This window comes from Avibacterium sp. 21-599 (assembly GCF_026226765.1).
Lineage (GTDB): Bacteria > Pseudomonadota > Gammaproteobacteria > Enterobacterales > Pasteurellaceae > Avibacterium.
The window spans coordinates 741,546-757,500 of sequence record NZ_JAKKOB010000001.1; the positions used below are offsets into that span (position 1 = coordinate 741,546).

Annotated in this window: 18 protein-coding genes, 2 rRNA genes and 1 pseudogene (1 of these 21 running past the window's edge); 10 read left to right on the forward strand and 11 right to left on the reverse strand. The window is 40.0% G+C overall.

Features of this window, described 5'->3' with window-relative positions; genetic code table 11:
* Positions 1-48 precede the first annotated feature (48 nt).
* Positions 49-1,581 (forward strand): pyridoxal phosphate-dependent decarboxylase family protein, encoded by a 1,533-nt coding sequence (locus L5B83_RS03630; protein WP_265777614.1) that lies wholly within the window; start codon positions 49-51, stop codon positions 1,579-1,581.
* Positions 1,582-1,641: 60 nt separating this feature from the next.
* Here the strand turns inward: L5B83_RS03630 and L5B83_RS03635 are convergent.
* Positions 1,642-2,535 (reverse strand): annotated as a pseudogene (locus L5B83_RS03635) (DMT family transporter).
* Positions 2,532-2,888, reverse strand: a complete 357-nt coding sequence (gene folB / locus L5B83_RS03640) for a dihydroneopterin aldolase (RefSeq protein ID WP_265762381.1) — start codon at positions 2,886-2,888, stop codon at positions 2,532-2,534. The pseudogene L5B83_RS03635 and the gene folB overlap by 4 nt, the downstream one beginning before the upstream one ends.
* Positions 2,889-2,986: 98 nt before the next feature.
* Between folB and plsY the strand changes: the two genes are divergently transcribed.
* A complete protein-coding gene (plsY, locus tag L5B83_RS03645; protein WP_250363957.1) occupies positions 2,987-3,589 on the forward strand; it encodes a glycerol-3-phosphate 1-O-acyltransferase PlsY in 603 nt (200 codons plus the stop codon).
* Between the two features lie 14 nt (positions 3,590-3,603).
* Here the strand turns inward: plsY and L5B83_RS03650 are convergent, their stop codons facing one another.
* A complete protein-coding gene (locus tag L5B83_RS03650; RefSeq protein ID WP_250351077.1) occupies positions 3,604-4,002 on the reverse strand; it encodes a helix-turn-helix domain-containing protein in 399 nt (132 codons plus the stop codon).
* Positions 4,003-4,141: 139 nt separating this feature from the next.
* On the opposite strand from L5B83_RS03650, the gene L5B83_RS03655 reads away from it, so the two are divergent.
* Positions 4,142-4,762: an outer membrane protein gene (locus tag L5B83_RS03655; RefSeq protein WP_265777615.1), complete on the forward strand. Its 621-nt coding sequence runs from the start codon at positions 4,142-4,144 to the stop codon at positions 4,760-4,762.
* A 22-nt stretch (positions 4,763-4,784) separates the two neighbouring features.
* Positions 4,785-5,234, forward strand: a complete 450-nt coding sequence (locus L5B83_RS03660; RefSeq protein ID WP_250364528.1) for a DUF2846 domain-containing protein — start codon at positions 4,785-4,787, stop codon at positions 5,232-5,234.
* A gap of 76 nt (positions 5,235-5,310) precedes the next feature.
* Here the strand turns inward: L5B83_RS03660 and fabR are convergent, their stop codons facing one another.
* Together fabR and oxyR are read right to left on the reverse strand one after the other, a co-directional pair.
* Positions 5,311-5,931 (reverse strand): HTH-type transcriptional repressor FabR, encoded by a 621-nt coding sequence (gene fabR / locus L5B83_RS03665; protein ID WP_265777616.1) that lies wholly within the window; start codon positions 5,929-5,931, stop codon positions 5,311-5,313.
* A gap of 9 nt (positions 5,932-5,940) precedes the next feature.
* Positions 5,941-6,840: a DNA-binding transcriptional regulator OxyR gene (gene oxyR, locus L5B83_RS03670; RefSeq protein ID WP_265762519.1), complete on the reverse strand. Its 900-nt coding sequence runs from the start codon at positions 6,838-6,840 to the stop codon at positions 5,941-5,943.
* Positions 6,841-6,976: 136 nt separating this feature from the next.
* On the opposite strand from oxyR, the gene L5B83_RS03675 reads away from it, so the two are divergent.
* A complete protein-coding gene (locus tag L5B83_RS03675) occupies positions 6,977-7,711 on the forward strand; it encodes a glutathione peroxidase (RefSeq protein ID WP_395896620.1) in 735 nt (244 codons plus the stop codon).
* 79 nt (positions 7,712-7,790) lie between these two features.
* Here the strand turns inward: L5B83_RS03675 and L5B83_RS03680 are convergent, their stop codons facing one another.
* Positions 7,791-8,012, reverse strand: coding sequence for a SlyX family protein (locus tag L5B83_RS03680; protein WP_250351177.1), 222 nt, complete (start codon positions 8,010-8,012; stop codon positions 7,791-7,793).
* Between the two features lie 86 nt (positions 8,013-8,098).
* On the opposite strand from L5B83_RS03680, the gene L5B83_RS03685 reads away from it, so the two are divergent.
* The 5 genes from L5B83_RS03685 to L5B83_RS03705 all read left to right on the forward strand — a co-directional run bounded on the left by L5B83_RS03685 (position 8,099) and on the right by L5B83_RS03705 (position 10,618).
* Positions 8,099-8,803, forward strand: a complete 705-nt coding sequence (locus L5B83_RS03685) for an FKBP-type peptidyl-prolyl cis-trans isomerase (RefSeq protein WP_265777617.1) — start codon at positions 8,099-8,101, stop codon at positions 8,801-8,803.
* A gap of 72 nt (positions 8,804-8,875) precedes the next feature.
* Positions 8,876-9,541, forward strand: a complete 666-nt coding sequence (locus tag L5B83_RS03690) for a helix-turn-helix transcriptional regulator (RefSeq protein WP_250351175.1) — start codon at positions 8,876-8,878, stop codon at positions 9,539-9,541.
* Positions 9,541-9,921, forward strand: a complete 381-nt coding sequence (gene tusD, locus L5B83_RS03695; protein ID WP_250351174.1) for a sulfurtransferase complex subunit TusD — start codon at positions 9,541-9,543, stop codon at positions 9,919-9,921. Before L5B83_RS03690 ends, tusD begins: the two co-directional genes overlap by 1 nt.
* Positions 9,918-10,280 (forward strand): sulfurtransferase complex subunit TusC, encoded by a 363-nt coding sequence (gene tusC, locus L5B83_RS03700; protein WP_265777618.1) that lies wholly within the window; start codon positions 9,918-9,920, stop codon positions 10,278-10,280. Before tusD ends, tusC begins: the two co-directional genes overlap by 4 nt.
* 35 nt (positions 10,281-10,315) lie before the next feature.
* Positions 10,316-10,618: a DsrH/TusB family sulfur relay protein gene (locus L5B83_RS03705; protein WP_265777619.1), complete on the forward strand. Its 303-nt coding sequence runs from the start codon at positions 10,316-10,318 to the stop codon at positions 10,616-10,618.
* A gap of 94 nt (positions 10,619-10,712) precedes the next feature.
* On the opposite strand, the gene L5B83_RS12410 is transcribed toward L5B83_RS03705, so the two are convergent.
* The 5 genes from L5B83_RS12410 to L5B83_RS03730 form a co-directional block, all read right to left on the reverse strand.
* Positions 10,713-10,946 carry a helix-turn-helix domain-containing protein gene (locus L5B83_RS12410; protein WP_442780621.1) on the reverse strand — a complete coding sequence of 78 codons (234 nt, stop codon included), beginning with the start codon at positions 10,944-10,946 and terminating at the stop codon, positions 10,713-10,715.
* Between the two features lie 155 nt (positions 10,947-11,101).
* The gene (locus tag L5B83_RS03715) at positions 11,102-14,566 is read right to left on the reverse strand and encodes an Ig-like domain-containing protein (protein ID WP_265777621.1); all 3,465 of its coding nucleotides are present in this window, start codon (positions 14,564-14,566) and stop codon (positions 11,102-11,104) included.
* A 152-nt stretch (positions 14,567-14,718) separates the two neighbouring features.
* Positions 14,719-14,886: a hypothetical protein gene (locus L5B83_RS03720; protein WP_265777622.1), complete on the reverse strand. Its 168-nt coding sequence runs from the start codon at positions 14,884-14,886 to the stop codon at positions 14,719-14,721.
* Between the two features lie 277 nt (positions 14,887-15,163).
* Positions 15,164-15,279 (reverse strand): 5S ribosomal RNA (gene rrf / locus L5B83_RS03725).
* Between the two features lie 102 nt (positions 15,280-15,381).
* Positions 15,382-15,955: ribosomal RNA gene (locus L5B83_RS03730) — 23S ribosomal RNA — on the reverse strand (it continues 2,419 nt past the right edge of the window).

The window sequence follows — 15,955 nt, forward strand, 5'->3', positions numbered from 1 at the left end:
CGTCCCATTTAGCTATTTTTATTTCAACCATCTTTCAGGAAATTCTCAATGGTCGATTTCGCAAAACACAAACAATCCCTTCTTTGCAATGATCCACAATCTATCGCCGATTATGAAAAAAATATGGCAACGGCAATAAGTGCGGTAGGAAATTGGCTCAAAAATAATAAAATGTACACGGGGGGAAGTATTAAACAGCTCCGTGAAGAAATTACTTTTCAGCCGTCGCAACAAGGTTTCGGATTAGAAAAATCCTTAGCACGCCTCACTGAATTATTCTTAAACAAAAGCCTGAAAGTGCATCATCCGCATTCTTTGGCACATTTACATTGCCCGACGATGGTGGCTAGCCAAGTCGCTGAAGTGTTTATTAATGCCACTAACCAATCTATGGATTCTTGGGATCAAAGCCCAGCAGGGTCATTGATGGAAGTGCAATTAATCGAATGGTTACGCGAAAAAGTGGGGTATGCCGCAGGTGATGCCGGTGTGTTCACTTCTGGTGGCACACAATCGAATTTAATGGGCGTGTTATTAGCACGCGATGCTTGTATTGCTAAACATTGGAAAAATGCCGAAGGGAAGGAATGGTCTGTACAGCAAGATGGCTTACCCGCAGAAGCATTACAACGTGTAAAAGTGTTATGTTCAGAAAATGCCCACTTCTCTGTGCAAAAAAATATGGCAATGATGGGAATGGGCTTTCAATCTGTGATCAGTGTACCTTGCAATGAAAATGCACAAATGGATACAACGGCATTAGCCAATATCCTCAGTAAGCTCAACGCAGAAGGGAAATTAGTTGCCTGTATCGTGGCAACCGCTGGAACAACGGATGCAGGGGCGATTGACCCATTGCAAGACATTCGTCAGCTTGCAGATCAGTATGGAGCGTGGCTACACGTTGATGCGGCGTGGGGCGGTGCATTATTGCTTTCTAATGACTATCGTCATTGGCTAAACGGCTTAGAATTGGCGGATTCCGTTACCCTTGATTTCCACAAACACTTTTTCCAAAGTATTTCTTGTGGGGCATTCTTACTTAAAGATCCACAAAACTACCGTTTCATTGATTACAAAGCAGACTACCTGAATTCAGAATACGATGAAGAACACGGTGTCCCTAACTTGGTAGCAAAATCCTTGCAAACAACACGCCGTTTTGATGCATTAAAATTATGGTTTACCGTAGAAGCCTTAGGGGAAGAACTTTATGGCTCAATGATTGACCACGGCGTGAAACTTACTCGTGAAGTGGCGGACTACATTAAGGCAACAAAAGGGCTAGAATTATTAGTTGAACCACAATTCGCGTCGGTGTTATTCCGCGTAAATCCAGCGAACTACCCTACGGAATTTATTGATAATCTCAATCAAAATATTGCCGACGAATTATTCGCTCGTGGCGAAGCCAATATTGGGGTAACCAAAGTTAATGGCGTACAAGCTTTAAAAATGACTACGCTTAGTCCTATCGCCACCTTGGAAAACGTACAAGCCTTACTTGATCAGGTGCTTGAAACCGCTGATAACATCAAAGAGGCCATCGTTGCAGGTAATTATGTGCCTGCGATTGATTAATCTTTCTGAGCGATAATAAAAAGTGCGGTAAAAAATACCGCACTTTTTGTTTTTGTGTTTTTATCCCTTTCGATTACACATCAGTAACCCTAGCACAATCAATGCTCCACTGATGAAATGATACCAATAGAGCTTTTCACCCAAAACGCTAATGCCAAGCAGAGCAGCGAATAAAGGGGTAACATTGGTAAACACTGCGCCTTTCGCGCCTCCGACGAGATTAATGCCGTAGTTCCAAAAGGCGTAAGACAAAATAGAAGGGCCGACAACTAAATAGCCGATCATTGCCCAATGGTTTGGAGAAATTTGGCTGATAATCGGTTCGCTGGCAGTCAAGGCTTTCCATAGAAATACAGGGGTAAAGCACAACATTGCAATGGCAACAAGTAAGGTAAGCATCACCGAGTTGGGTAACTCTGCTGGGCGTAGGCGGATAATGCAGCAATAAACAGCCCAGCTCAATGCCGACCCAATCGCCCATAGATCCCCTTTATTCACATTGAATTGTACTAAGGTTTGTGGATCGCCTTGGCTTAATAAACAGAATACACCGAAGAAACTTACCATTGCCCCCGCAAGCATTAAAGGACGAATTCTATCCCCAAAAATAAGGCGATTGAGCAATAGCACCGCAATAGGGACTACAGCAAGATAAATACTCGCGTTAAGTGCCGTGGTGGTTTGTAAGCCTTGATAAAGAAACAAAGGGAAGATCACAATGCCGAGTAACGAAAGTGCGGTTAAAATTTTCCACGTTTTTTGAATTGAGGGAACGAAAGCAATGACAGGTTTAACAAACAGCAATAATAACAGCACAGCGGCGGGAAATCAACGGAGATAAGTCAGCACGATGGGATCAACGTCACGGCTTAGTATTTTGCCGAAGATATAATTTCCGCCCCAAAATAACGTGGCTAAAATTAAGCAAAGATAGCCATAATACGGTTTATTCATCTTGTTCCACGTTCCACTATAATGCCAACATTGCGTGCTTGTGCCACTGCTTTGGGCTTACTTAATTTAATTTTTAGCCAGCTTAATCCGTATTTTTGTTCAAGCTGCTGCGCCACTTCATAAGCGACGCGTTCAATTAAGAAAAAAGGTTTAGATTGTACATAATTGATAATAAATTCGCTGACTTCGGCATAATTTAGGCAATAGGCAACATCATCGGTCTCTGCTGCCTGACGACAATCCCACGCCATTTCCACATCAAAAATCAACGTTTGTTTGATTTGCTGTTCCCAGTCATAGACGCCAATTTGAGCGAAAACAACCAATTCTTCAATAAAAATGCGATCTATCATAAAATTCTTCAATCTCCTGAAATACTATTAGGCGTATGCTATCAAGTTTATGTACAATAGACGAACAAATTTTTCACTTGACAGTTCAGGGAGGTAAAATGAGCCTTTTCGCCCTTTTTTATATATTTTGTGCGTATTTGCTCGGTTCAATTTCGAGCGCCATTTTATTTTGTCGCCTTGCCGGTCTACCTGATCCTCGCACCACAGGCTCACATAATCCCGGTGCAACCAACGTGCTACGCATCGGCGGACGTTGGGCTGCCTTAGCGGTACTTATTTTTGACATTCTAAAAGGAATGCTTCCTGTGTGGGCAGGTTATTATCTCGGTTTAACCCAATTCCAATTAGGTATGGTTGCATTGGCTGCCTGTTTAGGGCATATCTTCCCCTTATTCTTTAAATTTAAAGGTGGGAAAGGCGTCGCCACCGCATTTGGCGCCATTGCCCCTATTGGTTGGGGCGTGGATCTTTGGATGCTTGGCACGTGGCTTGCCGTCTTTTTACTCACGGGATATTCATCCTTAAGCGCGGTTATCGCTGCCATCACCATTCCTTTTTATGTATGGTGGTACAAACCTGAATTCACCTTTCCTGTCGCACTGGTCTGCTGCCTGCTCGTTTACCGCCACCACGATAACATCCAACGCCTATGGCGCGGTCAAGAAGACAAAGTCTGGAATAAATTTAAGAAAAAATTGTGAAAAAACCACCGCACTTAGTTTTGCGTAGTCTGTTGTGCTTTCAATAATGCAATAATTTCTTTTAACGAGGCGATCTCTTTATCTTTTTGTGCTAATAACTGATCTTTATAGCTTAATGCTAATTTGAGTTTTTCATTTTCAATGGTAACTGCTTCATTTGTTGCATAATAATTCGAGCTAAGATGACTATTTTCATTAATTAAAAAGCAAATATGGCGATCATCTCTTACTAATTCAGAAATATCCATATCAAAAATCTGTGCAATTTTCTTTAATTTTTCGTAATGTAATTGTGTTTCACCGCGTTCAATTTTTGCATAACCACTTGGCGATAAATTCATTTTCTCCGCCATTTCTTCTTGGGACCAGTGATTCATTTCCCGTATCAATCGAATTTTTTCGTGTATCGCCATTACCTGCTCCATTTGTTCAATTCCTGCTCAAAATGAGTAGAAAACTGTCTTCCTCATCTATGGTTTATTATCAGGGGAGTGTTATAGAATTTCGTCTGTTTCAAAAACAGACATTTTACATCTTTAATAAGGTTTATCTATGAAAAATTTATTAAAAGTTACATTATTAACAAGTGCTTTAGCTAGTGCGGCTTCTCTGTCTTATGCGAAAGATTTTTCTGGCTTCTATATTGGTGGCGCACTTGATTTGAATAAACAGTCTTTTTCCGTGCCAGTACAAGAACTTGGTTATCACTATGACGATGGTAATTATACGGGGTCTAGCTCTCGTTCTGTTGGCGTGGGTATTGTTGGCGGCTATATGTTTGATTATGGCAACAATTTTGTTGGTATTATTGAGGGAAAAATTAGTCTTCCGAATAATAAAACAGAAGATGATTTGGGCAATGAAATCGCCAAAGAGAATTTCCGCGTAGGCGTACATTATTTGCAAGGCTATCAACTTGATCGTTTCTTGCCTTATGTCAAAATCGGTGTAGAAGCAGGCAGTTTCACGATGAATGAAGATAATCCAGCGTTTAGAAATGTTTATGTTGAAGATCATGGTGCGGTTGGATTTAGTTACGGTTTTGGCGTGAAAACAAAAATTACGGATAATTTAGTTGCAGGGCTTGATTATAGCAGAGTCACGTTAGAAGCGAAAAATAGTATTGAATTTAAAAGCAATACGATCGGTTTAAATATTAGCTATTTATTCTAATTAAGGTTAAATGGTGAATATGATGAAAAAGATCCTCTCCGTTTTAATGCTTGTTGGCACGTTAATTTTAACGGGCTGTGCGAAAGTGCCTATGGCTTCAGAAGCAGAAGATGTGCAAGCAAAACAATTTGTTACCCCTAATAACACAATGTCTGGCTTGTATATTTATCGTGATTCAACATTTGGGGCAAGATTAAGAAAAAATCTTTATGTTGATGATAAATTTATTGGACAATCAGCACCTAAAGTCTATTTTTATAAATTAGTTACGGCGGGAAAACATAAGATTTCTACTGAGTCAGAATTTGGTAATAATGACTTACATATTATGACGGAAGGTGGGAAGAATTATTTTATTCGTCAGTATATAAAAATGGGCGTTTTTGTTGGAGGTTCAAACCTTGAACAAATTGATGAAGAAAAAGCAAAAGCAGCGATCAAAAAGTTAAAACTTGCTCGTTCGCCACAATAAAGCACTTATCTCAGAGCCATCAGTGAATGATGGCTCTTTCATTCGCTAAAAACGTTATAAAAAAACCACCGCACTTTTATTTTACTTGCTTTTCTTTTTGCGCCGAATAAGCCGCACCTTTAGCCAGCATTCGCAGTTGTAAGATCACCCGTTCTTTGAGCAACTCACGCTCTTCCTTATTCATATCCAACGCGTTTGCGCCCGCAGTAAATACTAGCGTAACAATACCTTCTGCTTGGATATACGCAATGTGGCGTGAATAGCCATTACGTTCGGCGATATATTCTGCCAGTTCATCAATAAAATGTTTAATCTCGCGTGCTGCCGCTGTGCGGAAAGCATGCGAAGTGCCAGAGCTTTCACGCAATAAAAGACGAAAAACGTTAGAGCTGTGTGTGATAAATTCAAAGAAAGTATTGACCGAAATCACAATAACGCTTCCACCATTTTCTAGCCGTTTGCGTGCTTGGCGCATTAATTGGCGGAGCATTAGACCGGCTTCATCAACCATTTCTAATCCAAGTTCGTCCATATCGCGAAAATGGCGATAAAAAGAGGTGGGGGCAATGCCCGCTTCTCTCGCCACTTCACGCAAGCTCAGATTGGAAAAACTTTTTTCTGCGCTGAGCTGATTAAACGCAGCACTGATTAATGCACGTCTGGTTTTTTCTTTTTGAATTGCACGAACACCTGCCATTTTGCCCTCTTATTTTTGCTGAAGGATTGGGGAAATAATCTGGCTAATGGTGTTTGCCACACGTTCATAACGCATTCTTAGCGGTGAGCCGGGACGATAAATTAATGCCACAGTGCGTGAAGGCTCAGGCACACAAGGAAGGTATTTTACCCCAGTGCGGTTCCCTTCGTTTAATACCGCAAGCTCTGGCATTAACGTCATTCCTGCATTGGCAGAAACCATATTGCGTAAGGTTTCAAGGCTGGTCGCTTGGAAATGTGGATTTTCTTTTGCCCCTGCGGTGAAGCAATAACCCAGCGCTTGATCACGCAAGCAATGACCGTCATCTAACATCAGCATTTCACAGCCTTTCAATTTGTCCATTGGGATACTTTTCTCTTTCGCCCAAGCGTGTTCTTGAGAAATAGCAAGCAACATTTTTTCTTTAAATAATGGCACTTCAATAAAGGCTTCCGTTTCTGGCACTGTGGCAAGAATGGCACAGTCTAAACGTCCACTTTCCAGTTGTTCTAACAGCTGGTGAGTTTGTGCTTCATATAAAAATAGCTCTAAATCAGGAAAGGCTTGTTTCAGCGCTGGCATAATGTAAGGTAAAAGATAAGGCCCAAGAGTTGGAATCATTCCAATATGCAATGGCCCAGTCATTTCTTTACCTTGATTGCTTGCCATTTCTTTTAGCACTTTGACTTCGCGTAATACGGTACGTGCTTGTTCTACGAGAAGTAAACCCGATTGAGTAAATAATACTTTACGGCTAGTACGTTCTAATAAAATAATGCCCAGTTCATCTTCCAACTTGCGGATTTGCCCGCTTAAGGTTGGTTGGCTAACGTGGCAAGCATCGGCAGCACGGCGAAAATGTTTATGTTCGGCGAGTGCGACTAAATATTCTAAATCACGGATATTCATATTTTCCTCAGCTTTCCTCATCATAGAAAGGAACAATTAAAAGGATAGGTATTAATCGTTTGTAACTATATCACGATTTTCACTATAATTCACCCCGTCAATAAGAAATCATTACTTTAATCGCAATAGGAGAAAGATGATGACAGCAACAATGGAAGGAAAAAAAGTTCCTCAAGTAACATTCCATACTCGTCAAGGTGATCAATGGGTTGATATCACCACCTCAGAATTATTTGATAACAAAACGGTAGTGTTATTTTCATTACCGGGCGCATTTACCCCAACTTGTTCATCAACACACTTACCACGTTATAACGAATTAGCTTGTGAATTCAAAGCCTTAGGTGTGGACGATATTATCTGTTTATCCGTAAACGATACGTTCGTAATGAACGCGTGGAAAGCGGATCAAGAAGCAGAAAACATCACCGTAATTCCAGATGGTAACGGTGAATTTACTGAAGGTATGGGTATGCTCGTTGATAAAGATGACCTTGGTTTTGGTAAACGTTCTTGGCGTTATTCAATGCTTGTGCGTAATGGCGTGGTGGAAAAAATGTTTATTGAGCCAAATGAACCGGGTGATCCGTTCAAAGTCTCTGATGCCGATACAATGATTAAATATTTAAAACCTGATTGGCAAGCAAAACCTTCGGTATCAATCTTCACTAAACCGGGTTGCCCATTCTGTGCGAAAGCAAAAGGGTTATTAAAAGTGAAAGGTTATACCTTTGAAGAAATCGTGTTAGGCCGTGATGCAAGTACCATTTCTGTGCGTGCTATTACAGGTAAAACAAGCGTACCACAAGTCTTCATCGGTGGAGAATATATTGGCGGTAGCGACGATCTAGAAAACTATTTCGCAAAATAAATGTTAATTCCATAGCATAAATTAGAAACTTCCTATAAAAACCTTTGGCTAATCCTTGTGATTAGCCTTTTTTCTGTGTTTAATAATGAGGTGGCGGCGTTTCTTCTGCTTGACTCGCAATATTGGAAGGTTGCAAATCTTTTAACTTCGCCGCCAAATGACGTAGCTGTAACTGCATTTTCTCAAGTATAAATTGTTGTTCCACCAAGGCTTGGTTTAACTCCTCAATAGCCTGTTCCTGAAATGCCACTTTTGTTTCTAATTCGGCAATTTGTTTTGCGTGTTCAAGTTGAATTTGCATAAATAATCCTTAAATAATGGTTGTTAAATTGTGCAATACAATTTAACCTATCAAAAATTCCGATTCATTATAAAGGATGATAAACAATGTTAAAAATTCAAAAATTCTCTCTTATCACCCTCGCATTAAGTGCGGTGGTTTCTAGCTCCGTTTTTGCTAATCAAGCAACGGATAAAAATTTCAATGATGAAGCTTCTTATGTGGTGGGTTATGCCACAGGAAAACAATTCCTTGAGACCTTAATTAATGATCAAAAAGATGTGATCAATTATGACAAAACCCGTGTATTACAAGGGGTAAAAGATGCTTTAGACGGAAAAGGCGATCTCACTGAACAACAAGTTCAAGAAAAATTAAAAGCGATTGGCGACAAAGTCTATGAAGCACGTCAAGCAAAAGTGAACGCTGAAAATGAGAAATTTACCGCTGAATTTATGAAAAAAGAGGGCGCGAAAAAAACTGCTTCTGGCTTAATGTATCGCATTGAAAAAGCAGGCGAAGGCGTGGCGATCAAACCTGAAGATAAAGTGAAAGTACATTACACAGGCAAATTAGCAGATGGCACGGTATTTGACAGTTCTGTTGAACGTGGTCAGCCAGCAGAATTCAAATTAAATCAAGTCATTAAGGGCTGGACGGAAGGACTTCAGCTCGTGAAAAAAGGCGGTAAAATTGATTTATTAATTCCTGCTGACCTAGCTTATGGTAAACAAGGCGCAGGCCCAATTCCACCAAATGCAACGTTATATTTTACGGTTGAAGTATTAGACGTAATCCCTGAGAAAAAATAATCAAAAATGACCGCACTTTATTTCTTAAAAGCAAAGTGCGGTCGATTTTTCCATCATTTTGAGAAAAAACTAATGCTAACAGATAGACGCCCTTTTACGGATGAAGATCGTGCTATTTTAACCTCTTATGTCGCAGTAGTAGATGGTGTGAGTGCATTAATCGGCAGTCATTGTGAAATTGTGCTACATTCTCTTGAAGACTTTGAGCATTCTGCCATTTGCATTGCTAACGGGCATAATACCCATCGTCGAGTTGGCTCGCCCATTACGGATTTTGCATTGAAATCGCTCAAAACAATGCAAACGGAGAATGTTTCCAAGCCCTATTTTACCCGCGCAAAGGGTAACGCATTGATGAAATCAGTGACCATTGCGATTCGTAATCGTGAAAAACGGATCATTGGTTTATTATGCATCAATATCAATTTAGATGTCCCCGTGAACCAATTTATTCAAGCATTAATGCCCCCTGCGGAACAACATTCTGCTTCAGAAGTGAATTTTGCCAGTTCTGTTGAGGAATTAGTTAGCCAAACCATCGAACAAACGGTAGAAGAAATTAGCACCGATCCCCAAGTTGCGAATAACAATAAAAATCGTCAAATTGTCCTTTCTTTATATGAAAAAGGCATTTTTGATATAAAAGATGCAATTAATTTAGTGGCGGAACGCTTAGATATTTCTCGTCATACCGTGTATTTGTATATTCGCCAAATTAAACAAGATGAGCTTAAATAATGCGTTATGTCATCGCCGTAAAACAGCCTATTTATGGTTCACAAGGTGCATTTCTTGCCTACCAACTTGCCCAAGCCTTGATTGAAAAAGGGCATCAAATCAGCCAAGTGTTTTTTATGCAAAATGGGGTAAGCAACGGCAACGGTTTTGTCTATCCCGCCAATGACGAATTTAATTTACAACAACATTGGCAAACCCTGAGCAAACAGCATAACATTCCTTTGCATCTTTGCATTGCCGCTTCACAACGCCGAGGTATTGTGGACGCATTAAGCAGCAAAGATAAACAACAAAATAATTTAGCAGAAAACTTTGTGTTAGCCGGACTTGGCGAATTTAGCCAAGCGTTATTGCAAGCAGATCGAGTGATAACCCTATGATTAAACTGGCTTTTGTATTTACCCAACCGCCTTACGGCACAGCAACAAGCCGAGAAGGTTTAGATGCCCTACTTGCCGCCACTGCTTTTTGTGATGAAAGTGAAATTGCCGTATTTTTCTTAGATGACGGGATTTTTAATTTAATTGCTTATCAAAAAAGCGAAGAAATTTTACAAAAAAACGTGAGCCAGCCTTTTAAATTGCTCGATTTATACGATATTGAACAGCGTTATCTGTGCCAACAATCAGTGCAAGCCTTACAGCTTGAAAAAACAAATTGGCTGATCGATTGCGAAATACTCCCCCGTACCGAGTTAATGGAAAAATTACAACAGGCAGAAAAAGTACTGACATTTTAACCTGTTTCGTTTCATTCTTTTTTCAGGAAATCATTATGCTTTATACCTTCGCCAAAGCGGATTATGACAGCCAAACCCTCGCCCGCTATTTTGCTCATTTCACCCAACAAGATTGCCTTGTGTTGTGGCAAGACGGCGTACTTCTTCCCCTCAAACACCCTGAACTTTTCGCGCAATTAAGCCAGCCTTATTATGTGCTAGAAAACGACATTCACGCCAGAAATTTACAAAAAATCGCACCGCACTTTGTAAATAACGATGAAAATAAAGTGCGGTTAATTTCTTTGCAGAATTTGGTGGAACTCACTGAGCAATATTTCCCACAGGTGGGGTTGTAGGGATATAGTAAAACCCAATTTTCACTCTCAGTGATTGCTTATAGTTAAATTCCTAAAAAACCGAAACAACTGTTAAAATTCCCAAAATAAAGTATCAACACAATTTCGGGTCGGCTAACTTTTGCTTGGGTTTACACTCTACCCGTTGTTGATAGTGTTCTTGAGCTGATAATGCCGCATATTCGCCCTGACAGCGCTTCAATTCTCGTGAAATGGTCGATTTATGTCGCTGTAATCGCTGAGCAATCTGGGTTATTGTTTTACCTAATGCGTGAAAAACCATTATCTTTTCGCATTCACAAAGTGTAAGAGGTTTGTAGGTGTTCATAAGTTCTCATCAGTGATTTTGTTGTCTCAAACAAATTATCGTCGATTTCCTTATGAACACTTTTTTATTTGTTACAGTTAGATTGTAAATTCAAGACAAAAAAATGCGATTTAATTTGACCAATAGTCAAAAGAAATCGCAAATGTTTATTTAAACTATCCTAAAATTACAACTTCAGATAGATTGACATCTGGAGTAAATTTAACAAACTCCACGGGATCTTGATTAACGCCTTGATAAGAAATGCTGTGAGCATCATTATCTAATATGATATAAGCCTTTCCTGTACCTGTTGGAACCGAATTTTTATCAACAACCTGTTTCCAGTCTATTGATAAATTAGGATTTGTACCAAGTAATGATCTTAAACCAGATAAGTCTAACCTATCCTCTTTTGTCTTAAAATCAGTAATAGAATCTACACCTTGACCTATATCACTTGCTTTAAATACAAAAACATCTTTACCTGCACCACCAGTAAGCGTATCACTTCCTTTATTACCCCATAGAACATCCTGACCTTCACTACCAATAATTCGATCATCTTTCATTGTTCCTTCAAAAGAAATACTCTTATTTGAACTCACAAAATTTGGAAGTGCATTCTTACTAAAATTCGTAATATTAGTATAAGCAACATCTTTTGCCACGCTAAATGTAATACTTTGATCTGTATTATATTCCGCACTAAACGTCACGCCCTGTGCTGATTTAACATTTCCATTCTTATCTTCTTGTGTAACAATAGCTTGCAAAACCGGCAATGAATTAGGGTTATTACGATCACTATACAATATATTTTCTATTGCATCACTAAAACCATCATTATCACTATCTTGTTTATAAGGGTTTAAGTAGTAATCATCCATTCGGTTTCCAACTGTAAAATATTTTTGCAAAGTGGTATTTTCTTTAAAGAAATTCCCCATATCATGTTTGTCAGTCGGCGAACCACTAATTCCAGTAATTTCAGTCGTATTCTTATATTTCCCCTGCAAATTACTCACAAATTCACCCTTAATCACATAAGAGTTTGTTTTATTTAATGATCTTGGCTCTGATAAATTACTGTTATCCATCATTCCAGCTTCAACGAGATCATTTGCTTTTGTTGCGATATCACTCGGTGCTTTAATAATAGCAGGATTAAAAATAGCAGTATGTCGAACAAGTGAAGTAAAATTCGATGTGGCATTCGTCATTAAATATTGCGCTAAATATCCTCCCAAGGATTCACCTGTAACATAAATATTGTCAGGGTTTGAAGCTAATACAACGCTTGGAATTTCTTTTGCTGCTTTTTTTGCTTGAGCAGGAACCCCACCTGCACCTATTTTGAGATCAGCAGATCCATCTACGCTAAAGACACCTCCCTTAGTACCCGGAAAAGCAATCACGATGTTATGGTAAGCTGTCTTTCCAGCGCTATTAGTATATTTCCCATTACCAAATAAAGAATAATCTAAGCCAGATGTGCTATCGTGAAACAAAGTTATCACTTCCCAATCATTACTAATTTCACTGTAACTCGCTGCATTGTTCAATTTATTTATCTTCTGGCTATCAATAATACTTTGTTTACCATTTAAAACATTGTTTACAAGCTTATCACTAGAATAAGATAAACGGGCAAAAAAGCGTAAATCTCGATCTGAAACATTCCATACCGTTGGATCTTTATCTATAAGATCAATTAAACCATCGTGATCAGTGTCCTTGTTATAATCAATCTTCGCAGTCGGCTTAAATAAAGAATTGCTAACTGTAAACAGTGAGGTATTTCCCGCAAAAGAGTATTTTAATGAGGAAAGATCTAATGCTGTACCTTGATCGTGCTGTAAAGTAAGTATCGTTCCATCGCCATAATACACTTTAGTATAAAGAGATTCAGTAGCACTAAATGCTTTTTCTGCCGAGCTGTTATTCGCCTTATCTGTCGCCATAATCACAAGGCGTTCACCGTTTTTCTGCGCTGTCGTTAACCTCACATCAAACTGTCCCGTTTGATTTGTGCTCGCTCGTCCCAACTCTGTGCCTGTCGCACTTTTTACGATAACCGTTGATCCCGCTTCAGCAGTCCCTGTGATGTGTAGCCCATCATTGCTTTGACTCTGTATGGTCGGCACCGCTGGCGCTGTACGGTCTATCGCATTAAACGTTTTCTCCGCCGAGCTGTTATTCGCCTTATCTGTCGCCATAATCACAAGGCGTTCACCGTTTTTCTGCGCTGTCGTTAACGTCACATCAAACTGTCCCGTTTGATTTGTGCTCGCCCGTCCCAACTCTGTGCCTGTCGCACTTTTTACGATAACCGTTGACCCCGCTTCAGCAGTCCCTGTGATGTGTAGCCCATCATTGCTTTGACTCTGTATGGTCGGCACCGCTGGCGCTGTACGGTCTATCGCATTAAACGTTTTCTCCGCCGAGCTGTTATTCGCCTTATCTGTCGCCATAATCACAAGGCGTTCACCGTTTTTCTGCGCTGTCGTTAACGTCACATCAAACTGTCCCGTTTGATTTGTACCCGCTCGTCCCAACTCTGTGCCTGTCGCACTTTTTACGATAACCGTTGACCCCGCTTCAGCAGTCCCTGTGATGTGTAGCCCATCATTGCTTTGACTCTGTATGATCGGCACCGCTGGCGCTGTACGGTCTATCGCATTAAACGTTTTCTCCGCCGAGCTGTTATTCGTCTTATCTGTCGCCATAATCACAAGGCGTTCACCGTTTTTCTGCGCTGTCGTTAACGTCACATCAAACTGTCCCGTTTGATTTGTACCCGCCCGTCCCAACTCTGTGCCTGTCGCACTTTTTACAATAACCGTTGCCCCCGCTTCAGCAGTCCCTGTGATGTGTAGCCCATCATTACTTTGACTCTGTATGATCGGCACCGCTGGCGCTGTACGGTCTATCGCATTAAACGTTTTCTCCGCCGAGCTGTTATTCGTCTTATCTGTCGCCATAATCACAAGGCGTTCACCGTTTTTCTGCGCTGTCGTTAACGTCACATCAAACTGTCCCGTTTGATTTGTACCCGCTCGTCCCAACTCTGTGCCTGTCGCACTTTTTACGATAACCGTTGCCCCCACTTCAGCAGTCCCTGTGATGTGTAGCCCATCGGGAGTTTTATTCTGCACTACGGGAGCCGCTAGGGTATGAGTAACGTTAATATCTGTTGTAGGATTCGCATTTATTGGAGTAGAAAAATCAGTATCTTGATCAAAATAAGTATTTCCTTTTCCATCCCAATGCTTATATATACTAGTAGCAATGAAAGTCGTAGAAATAGAAGCCAGAGTCAAAAATGTTGTATCACTCGGCTGGGTCATATGAATAGGATCGTTGTATAGAAACTTATTATTAAATTGTTGCTCTGTGTATTCCTCAATATATTGTTTTTCAGGAATATTAACCTCAATAAGATCACTTTTCTGCTTTTCAATAAAAAGCCTAGGTTTTAATAAAAAATAATCCTGTATTGTAATAATATCGCCATTTACTAAAATAATTTCTAGATCATTATTTTTCTTTATAAAAAATTTTATTTCTTCTAGTTCTAAACCTGAAATGATTTGTGATTCTACTTTAGCTTCAAAATAAATACGATTGATCATGGGCATAATATTTTATATCCGTATATAAAAATAGTTTAAATTATAATCAAGCAAAGAATATTACGCAAGAAATGTTTACACTCAAACGTATATAAAATATATTTCAAATAAATAGTTAAAATTTCAGATTACTTCTACTAATAGAATACATAAAATTGCTATAAAATCACTTGCTCACTACCAGTAGCTAAGATATTTACTAAATAGTAGTTCCCAAATAAATATTTTGAGCTAACAATAAAAAAAGAACGAGGAAAAACACCTTTAAAACCCACCGCACTTTCTAATTCTCTACCACTATAAATATCCCGCACCATTAATCTCATACTTTGAGCTAAAAAAGAAAACAAAGAGCACAAAAAAACACACAATACAGAAAACCAGAAAAAAGCAGTGTAAAAGTGTAAACAGAACAACAGCGTTAATATGATACCAATCCATGAAGACATAGGACTAGGTTAAACAGCCATATAAGCAAATAAAAAGTAGATCGAAAGCAGAAAGTAGGAAGTAGAAAACAAAAAACTCAAAACAAATCCCCTTCTCTCCCCCTAAAATAAAAAACACCATCCAGTCTCCCAGATAGTGTCTCCTCATATTAAAATCTGGCGGTGCCCTACTCTCACATGGGAAGCTCCCACACTACCATCGGCGTTACAGCGTTTCACTTCTAAGTTCGGCATGGATTTAGGTGGGTCCACTGCACTAACGCCGCCAAGATAATCCTTTCGCTTATCTCTCTTCTTTATAGACTTCAAAGCCTTTCGCTCTAAAATCCCTACTCTTTCAATCAAAAACAAGCCAAAACCCTTGAGTGTTGTATAGTTAAGCCTCTCGGGCAATTAGTACTGGTTAGCTCAACGACTCACATCGCTTACACACCCAGCCTATCTACGTCTTAGTCTCAAACAACCCTTACCAACTTAAAGTCGGGGAGAACTCATCTTAAGGCAAGTTTCGTGCTTAGATGCTTTCAGCACTTATCTCTTCCGCATTTAGCTACCCAGCAATGCCTCTGGCGAGACAACTGGTACACCAGTGATGCGTCCACTCCGGTCCTCTCGTACTAGGAGCAGCCCCTCTCAATTCTCCAACGCCCACGGCAGATAGGGACCGAACTGTCTCACGACGTTCTAAACCCAGCTCGCGTACCACTTTAAATGGCGAACAGCCATACCCTTGGGACCTACTTCAGCCCCAGGATGTGATGAGCCGACATCGAGGTGCCAAACACCGCCGTCGATATGAACTCTTGGGCGGTATCAGCCTGTTATCCCCGGAGTACCTTTTATCCGTTGAGCGATGGCCCTTCCATTCAGAACCACCGGATCACTATGACCTGCTTTCGCACCTGCTCGACTTGTCTGTCTCGCAGTTAAGCTTGCTTATACCATT